Origin of the sequence: Uliginosibacterium paludis, assembly GCF_039631355.1 — a bacterium.
GTDB lineage: Bacteria > Pseudomonadota > Gammaproteobacteria > Burkholderiales > Rhodocyclaceae > Uliginosibacterium > Uliginosibacterium paludis.
The window spans coordinates 1-5,879 of sequence record NZ_JBDIVF010000022.1 but is presented as its reverse complement, the minus strand read 5'-3'; the positions used below and the strand labels follow the sequence as shown (position 1 = coordinate 5,879).

8 protein-coding genes are annotated in these 5,879 nt (G+C 58.9%); all 8 read right to left on the bottom strand.

The window, feature by feature from the left end; translation table 11 throughout:
* Positions 1–188: transposase (locus ABDB87_RS20445; RefSeq protein ID WP_345930550.1), on the bottom strand; the 188-nt coding region annotated here is incomplete at its 3' end.
* A 370-nt stretch (positions 189–558) separates the two neighbouring features.
* The gene (gene rpoS, locus ABDB87_RS20440; protein ID WP_345930548.1) at positions 559–1,503 is read right to left on the bottom strand and encodes an RNA polymerase sigma factor RpoS; all 945 of its coding nucleotides are present in this window, start codon (positions 1,501–1,503) and stop codon (positions 559–561) included.
* Between the two features lie 9 nt (positions 1,504–1,512).
* Positions 1,513–2,457, bottom strand: coding sequence for a peptidoglycan DD-metalloendopeptidase family protein (locus ABDB87_RS20435; protein WP_345930546.1), 945 nt, complete (start codon positions 2,455–2,457; stop codon positions 1,513–1,515).
* 7 nt (positions 2,458–2,464) lie between these two features.
* On the bottom strand, positions 2,465–3,133 hold the full coding sequence (locus ABDB87_RS20430) for a protein-L-isoaspartate(D-aspartate) O-methyltransferase (RefSeq protein ID WP_345930544.1): 669 nt from the start codon (positions 3,131–3,133) through the stop codon (positions 2,465–2,467).
* 4 nt (positions 3,134–3,137) lie between these two features.
* Positions 3,138–3,881: a 5'/3'-nucleotidase SurE gene (surE, locus tag ABDB87_RS20425; protein ID WP_345930542.1), complete on the bottom strand. Its 744-nt coding sequence runs from the start codon at positions 3,879–3,881 to the stop codon at positions 3,138–3,140.
* 113 nt (positions 3,882–3,994) lie between these two features.
* Positions 3,995–4,426 carry a flagellar assembly protein FliW gene (fliW, locus tag ABDB87_RS20420; RefSeq protein ID WP_345930540.1) on the bottom strand — a complete coding sequence of 144 codons (432 nt, stop codon included), beginning with the start codon at positions 4,424–4,426 and terminating at the stop codon, positions 3,995–3,997.
* 127 nt (positions 4,427–4,553) lie between these two features.
* Complete coding sequence (locus tag ABDB87_RS20415) at positions 4,554–5,255, bottom strand: SPOR domain-containing protein (RefSeq protein ID WP_345930538.1); 702 nt, start codon at positions 5,253–5,255, stop codon at positions 4,554–4,556.
* A complete protein-coding gene (locus ABDB87_RS20410; RefSeq protein WP_345930536.1) occupies positions 5,248–5,796 on the bottom strand; it encodes a DUF2802 domain-containing protein in 549 nt (182 codons plus the stop codon). Before ABDB87_RS20410 ends, ABDB87_RS20415 begins: the two co-directional genes overlap by 8 nt.
* Between the last annotated feature and the right edge of the window lie 83 nt (positions 5,797–5,879).

The following is a 5,879-nucleotide window of genomic DNA, read 5'->3' as shown; positions in this document are numbered from 1 at the left end:
TTCTCTTCCTCCAGCTCCTTCATCCGCGCCATCAGTGAGGCGTCCATGCCGCCGTACTTGGCCCGCCACTTGTAGAAGGTCGCCGAGCTGATGCCGTGCTCACGACACAGTTCCGGCACGGGGCTACCGCCCTCAGCCTGCTTGAGAATGGCAATGATCTGACTGTCTGAAAACCGCGAGGTCCGCATGTAAAACTTCCTCCCATCCATTTCGAGAAAATTCTACTTCTGACCACCGCCACTTTCCGGGGGGATTACCCAAGGAGTTGAGACGCAGAGAGTTTGAGTACGTGATCCGGCAGACACCAAGGTCTAAAACCCATACACGGACACGACGCGCTTGACCCTCCCCGGAACATGCCTCGCATGGGCCGATCAGGCTGCGGGGTGACTTTCGATCACCTCAAAGAGTACGCGCACGGCTGCGCTCAAGCGCCATGAGCTCGCGCACTCGTCACATGGACCAGTTGCGACACACCCTCTCAATACAAGACGAGAGAAACCGTCCACGTCATGGAGGCTGGCCGCAAAGGGGAGAGCGGCGTGTCCCTGCCTGGAATCAGAACAGGACTTCCCGCGATACGCCGCGGCGCTTGAGAATGCGTCGCAGCTGGGCAAGCGCCTCGAGCTGAATCTGGCGGACCCGCTCACGCGTCAGGCCGAGTTGCGCGGCCAGGTCTTCGAGGGTCAGGACTTCCACATCGTCCAGACCGTAACGGTACTGAATCACCAGACGCTGCTTCTCGGAGAGCTGACCGATCCACTCACGGATCAGGTGCTCGACTTCGGCGGTGTGAATATTGAGTTCAGGGCTGACAGCCTGCTCGTCAGCCAGGGACTCGCCGATTGAAAGATTGGGGTCAATGTCCAGCGGCGCATCAAGAGACGCCGTGTGTTCGGAGAGTGCCAGAATCTGGCGAACCTCCTCCAGAGGGCGGTCGAGCTTCTTCGCGACATCCTCAAGCCGGGAGGAATTGCCGCTGCTCGCGTCCACCTGGCGTTGCGCACGCAACACCTGATTGAGCTCCTTGACCACATGAACCGGCAGGCGAATCGTGCGCGACTGATTCATGATCGCGCGCTCGATATTTTGCCGAATCCACCAGGTCGCATAGGTCGAGAAGCGGAAGCCGCGCTCGGGATCAAACTTCTCGAGCGCATGCATCAGGCCAAGATTGCCTTCTTCGACAAGGTCAAGCAGTGGAATGCCGCGATTGAGGTAGTGCTTGGCAATATTCACGACCAGCCGCAAGTTGCGCTCGATCATGATTTGCCGGGCCTCGAAATCCCCCTGCCGAACCCGCCGTGCAAGGGCGGCTTCTTCCTCTGCTGTCAGGAGGGGATTGAGGCCAATCTCGTTGAGATAGATCTGGGTAACGTCACTGAGAAACTCGTTCTCCGGCTGGGCAGCAGGAGCGGCTTCAGGCTCCGCAAAGGCTTCAAGCTCCGCAGGCAGATCCGTTTCCTTTTCTTCAGCATCGTCGAGGAATTCCGGATCGTACATGTGAGCCCCTTAGCGTGACGGCAGGTATTTCAACGGATCAACAGGCTTACCCTGTCGTCGGATCTCGAAATGCAACTTCGGTCGATCGGCATCCGACTTGCCGAGCGTTGCGATTTTCTGGCCTTTTCGGACTTGCTGGTTTTCCTTCACCAGGATTTCCTGGTTATGGGCATAAACGCTTGAATAATCATTGTTGTGCTTGATGATGACCAGATTGCCGTATCCACGCAAGCTGGAACCCACATACTTGACTTCACCGCTGCCCGCGGCCAGAACATCTTCACCGATGTCTCCGCCAAGATCGATGCCCTTGTTGCTGGAGTCATTGAAGCTGGCAATCACCTTTCCCTTGGCTGGCCAGGCCCAGGTTCCATCACCTGCCGGCGCTGCTGCAGCCGGCGCGGAGGCAACCGCGGCCGGTGCACTGGCAGTCGGCTCCTGCCTTTCTGTACGATTTTGCGTCAGATCTTTCCACGCCTGCTCCGAATAGGCGACACGCCCGCCCTTTGGTTCAGTCAAGAGAGTCCCTGATGAAGCGGCGGCAGGCGCGATCGGTGCCGACTGAACCGGCGCACTGCCGATGACCACCGGTGAAGGTACCGGCAAGGACTCGGCGCCTGTCGCACCAGCCGCGCCGTCCGACGCAAGCTGCTGTTGAGGAACCACCCGCAACTCCTGCCCCACACTGATGACGGACGGATCTGCCAGGCTATTCCATTCCGCAAGCTCCCGCACCTCGCGCGAGAACTGGCGTGCAATGCTGTAAAGGGTATCGCCATGCTTGACGATGTAATACCCGGGCCGTTGAACGGGCTGAGCGGGCTGCAGTTCTGCGGGTTTGACGGCAGTACGCACCTCGACCGGAGCGGGGCTCTTCGACGCACATGCGGCCAGCATGGCGACAGCCATCACAAAGGGAATGCAGCGAAGATCCTTCGTTGAAAACAACATCATTGAAACCTCATTCTGTTCCTGGCAATAGCGGCACGAAGCGTACGGGGTCAAGGCGGGTTTCCTTGAAGGAACCGGTCATGGAGCGCTCGATCATCACCATGACCTGGTCTGAGGAGGCCTGCCCAAAAGGAAACACCATGCGTCCTCCCGGAGCCAACTGGTCGACCAGACTTCTGGGCGTCGTGGTCGCAGCAGCCGCAAGGATGATCGAATCGAATGGCGCGACCTCCGGAATTCCAAGACTGCCATCTCCATGCTTCAGTCTGACGTTGGGCAGGCGCAAGGGACGCAAGTTCGCTCTCGCCTTGTCGAGCAACTTGCCGATGCGCTCGACGGCATAGACATCCGTGGCCAGATAGGACAGCACGGCTGCCTGATAACCGCACCCCGCTCCCACCTCGAGCGTTTTGCCGAGCTTTCGCCCGCCGGCGGACAGGACTTCGGCCATCCGTGCCACCACATAGGGCTGCGAGATCGTTTGCTGAAAGCCGAGCGGCAAAGCGGTATCTTCATAGGCACGGCTTGCAAGTGCCTCCTCAACGAAAGCATGCCGAGGAACCGTATTGAGTGCCGCCAGTACGCGCTCATCACGTATGCCATCGGCCCGCAACCGCTCCACCATCCGGGCCCGTGCTCTGGCAGACGCCTGACTGCTTGCCTGATGACCTGTCACCATCAGATCATTTCTCCAGCCATAGCCGCGCAGTATCGAGTTGCGACACGCGAGTCAGATCAATCTGCAAAGGCGTCAGCGACACGAAACCGTTCGCGACGGCATGGAAGTCTGTTCCCGCTCCAGCATCGGCCGCCTCACCGACGGGGCCAATCCAGAAAATCTGCTCTCCACGAGGATTTACGCCCCGGATCACCGGCTCAGCCCGATGGCGTCTCCCCAGGCGCGTGACGCACGTTCCCTGCAGCTCGGCATAAGGCAGATCAGGCACATTCATGTTGAGCAAGACCGGCTCCCCGAAAGGAGCCCGCTCGAATCGCTCAACCATTTCGCGCACCAGCCGGGCAGCTGTCGGGAAATGGCTCGGGGCACGCCCGGTCAGAGACACGGCCAGAGACGGCACGCCCAGCAGGTAGCCTTCCGTGGCGGCTGCGACAGTTCCGGAATACACCGTGTCGTCTCCCATGTTGGCGCCGTGATTGATCCCGGAGATCACCATGTCTGGTTGCACGTCCAGCATCCCTGTGACGGCCAGATGCACGCAGTCGGTCGGCGTGCCATTCACATAGAAAAAGCCGTTCGCGGCCTTGCGCAATTGCAGCGGCCGATCAAGTGTCAGCGAATTGCTGGCACCGCTCCGGTCTCGCTCCGGCGCGACGACTGTGACATCCGCCACTCTGGCGAGCTCTGCCGCGAGACAGGCGATGCCGGGAGAAAAATAGCCATCATCGTTACTCAGGAGAATCCGCATGCGTCACCACCGGCTTGTCAGGAGACCGATTATAGTAGGCACGGCCACCTACTGTCTTTGCCGGGCACACGCGAAGTAACGCCGGAAGTCGCCCTCCGGCACGCGCCTGCAAGTCAGACAGGCTTCAGCGTGACCTCGCACCCAAGGCGTGCAATGACTTTCTGAATGCCGCGCCGAGTGGACGCATTGATCACGAGCGGGGCCATCAGATTGGCCTGTACTGCGCCGCCTCCATCGCCCGAGGAGTCCCGTCGCAGAATCAACATGACAGCGACATCCGACGCATTCTCGACACCAAGCAGGGCCATTTCCTCGGCAGTCAGCTCGAATTCGTAATGCAGGCCAACGGCCTCCGGGGTGGTAACAGAAAAGGACGCATCAGGATCATCCACGCCCTGAAACAAGGCTACGGCATGTTCTCCGGCGCCCATTTCAGCAAGGAGGAAATGCTTGCAGCGCTCGAACCCCGGAATACCAAGCGGAAACTCGATGAGCTTGCTGTCTTCCACGTCCAAGCTTCCCAGAGCGGGGCTTTCTACGCGCATGTCATGTCTCCCTATGTCGGAATATGATCGAATGTCCTGCGTTGAGGCGTGTCCAGTAGCAGGAAAGTTATGACAGCCTACCGCCTTATCGTCTGACGCGAAGACAGGAATAAGGGCGAAAAGCGCCCTATTCCACCTTCTTCGTCAGGGGCACCATCATCCCCGCACTCATGCCGATCTTGCGTAGCTTTTCCTGTGTCCGGACGGCCTCTTCCCTTGTCCGAAATGGCCCAATCTGAACTCTAGTCTCAAGTTGCGCCTGAATTCCCGCACGCTTCAGCTTCTTCTGGAGAGCCTCCGCATTTCCAGCGTTGCTGAATACACCAAGCTGCAGCGCAAATCCGGTTACGCCAGGGGGCATTTCAGGCTCGACAGGCGCGGGCTTGGCGGTGTGTTGCCGGGGAGCAGAGTCCTGTCGCAGCGCCGGTGCGACAGGAACGGGCGCAGGCGCTCGTGAAGATGCGGGATGATCCGATATCCTCAAGGCAACGTCAGACGACTCCTCCGGTACGGATTTGGGTTCGACGCTATGCGCCACGTCACTGCTTGATGACGAGGTGAGCGCAGTCTGCGTCACATCTGGCGCCGCTTGAACAGCAGCATTCAGCTCCGCACTCAAGGAGCTCGATGAAATACTGACAGCAACACCAACACGGGGCAGGAGCGCGGCGTCCTCTCTTTTGCCTGCTTTTTCTCCCTCATCGCTCTTCCCCGACAGAACGAGCGCAGCCAGCAGTGCCGCGATCAAGGCGATCAGGACGACCGCTTGAGTGATCAGCGAAGTTTTTGCACCGGAATCACGTCCTGCTGCAGCATCGGCATCACTCATCGCTTTTCTCCCCGGTCGTGTTTGAACTCAGTGCAGCAACCAATTGTGCTTCAGCAACGGAAATACCACAGCGCTCCGCAATGGTTTCCGCAAGGAACCCCCGCCTCGCCAGCGCAACTGCATCGTTATATGCAGGCGAAACCTGACTTGCGGCCTGGAGATCCAGAAAGGCCTCGCGCAAATGCTCTACCGATGCTTCCAGTGCATTGTGGCTGGCCTGCAGCTCGTCAAAGCGCCTTTTAAGCTGTCGGACCTCCATGAGCGCCTCAAATCCACCGCCTATGACAGGCTCCTCTGCAACAAGACCGCCCTTCGAGTTCAACACATCGCTCCTGGAGCCAGTGCGACTGTCATAGGAGACGCTGGAAAACGCAGGTTGCGAGTCTCCTCCCAGGATCTGCGAATGAATTTCCTCCTCATCAGTCGCCGAGAACGTTGAACCGCGAACGCTTTTTTTAAGACGGATCAGACGGTTGATGATCCAGCCAAGATAGGCCGCCAGGATTGCTATTGCATAGGGAGCCAGCTCGCGCAAGTTCAATTGTCCTCCCGGAGGGTGTTATCAGAACGAGGAGCATCATACGGGGAGCTTCTCCGCATTCCAAATAGAACAGGCCATATGCG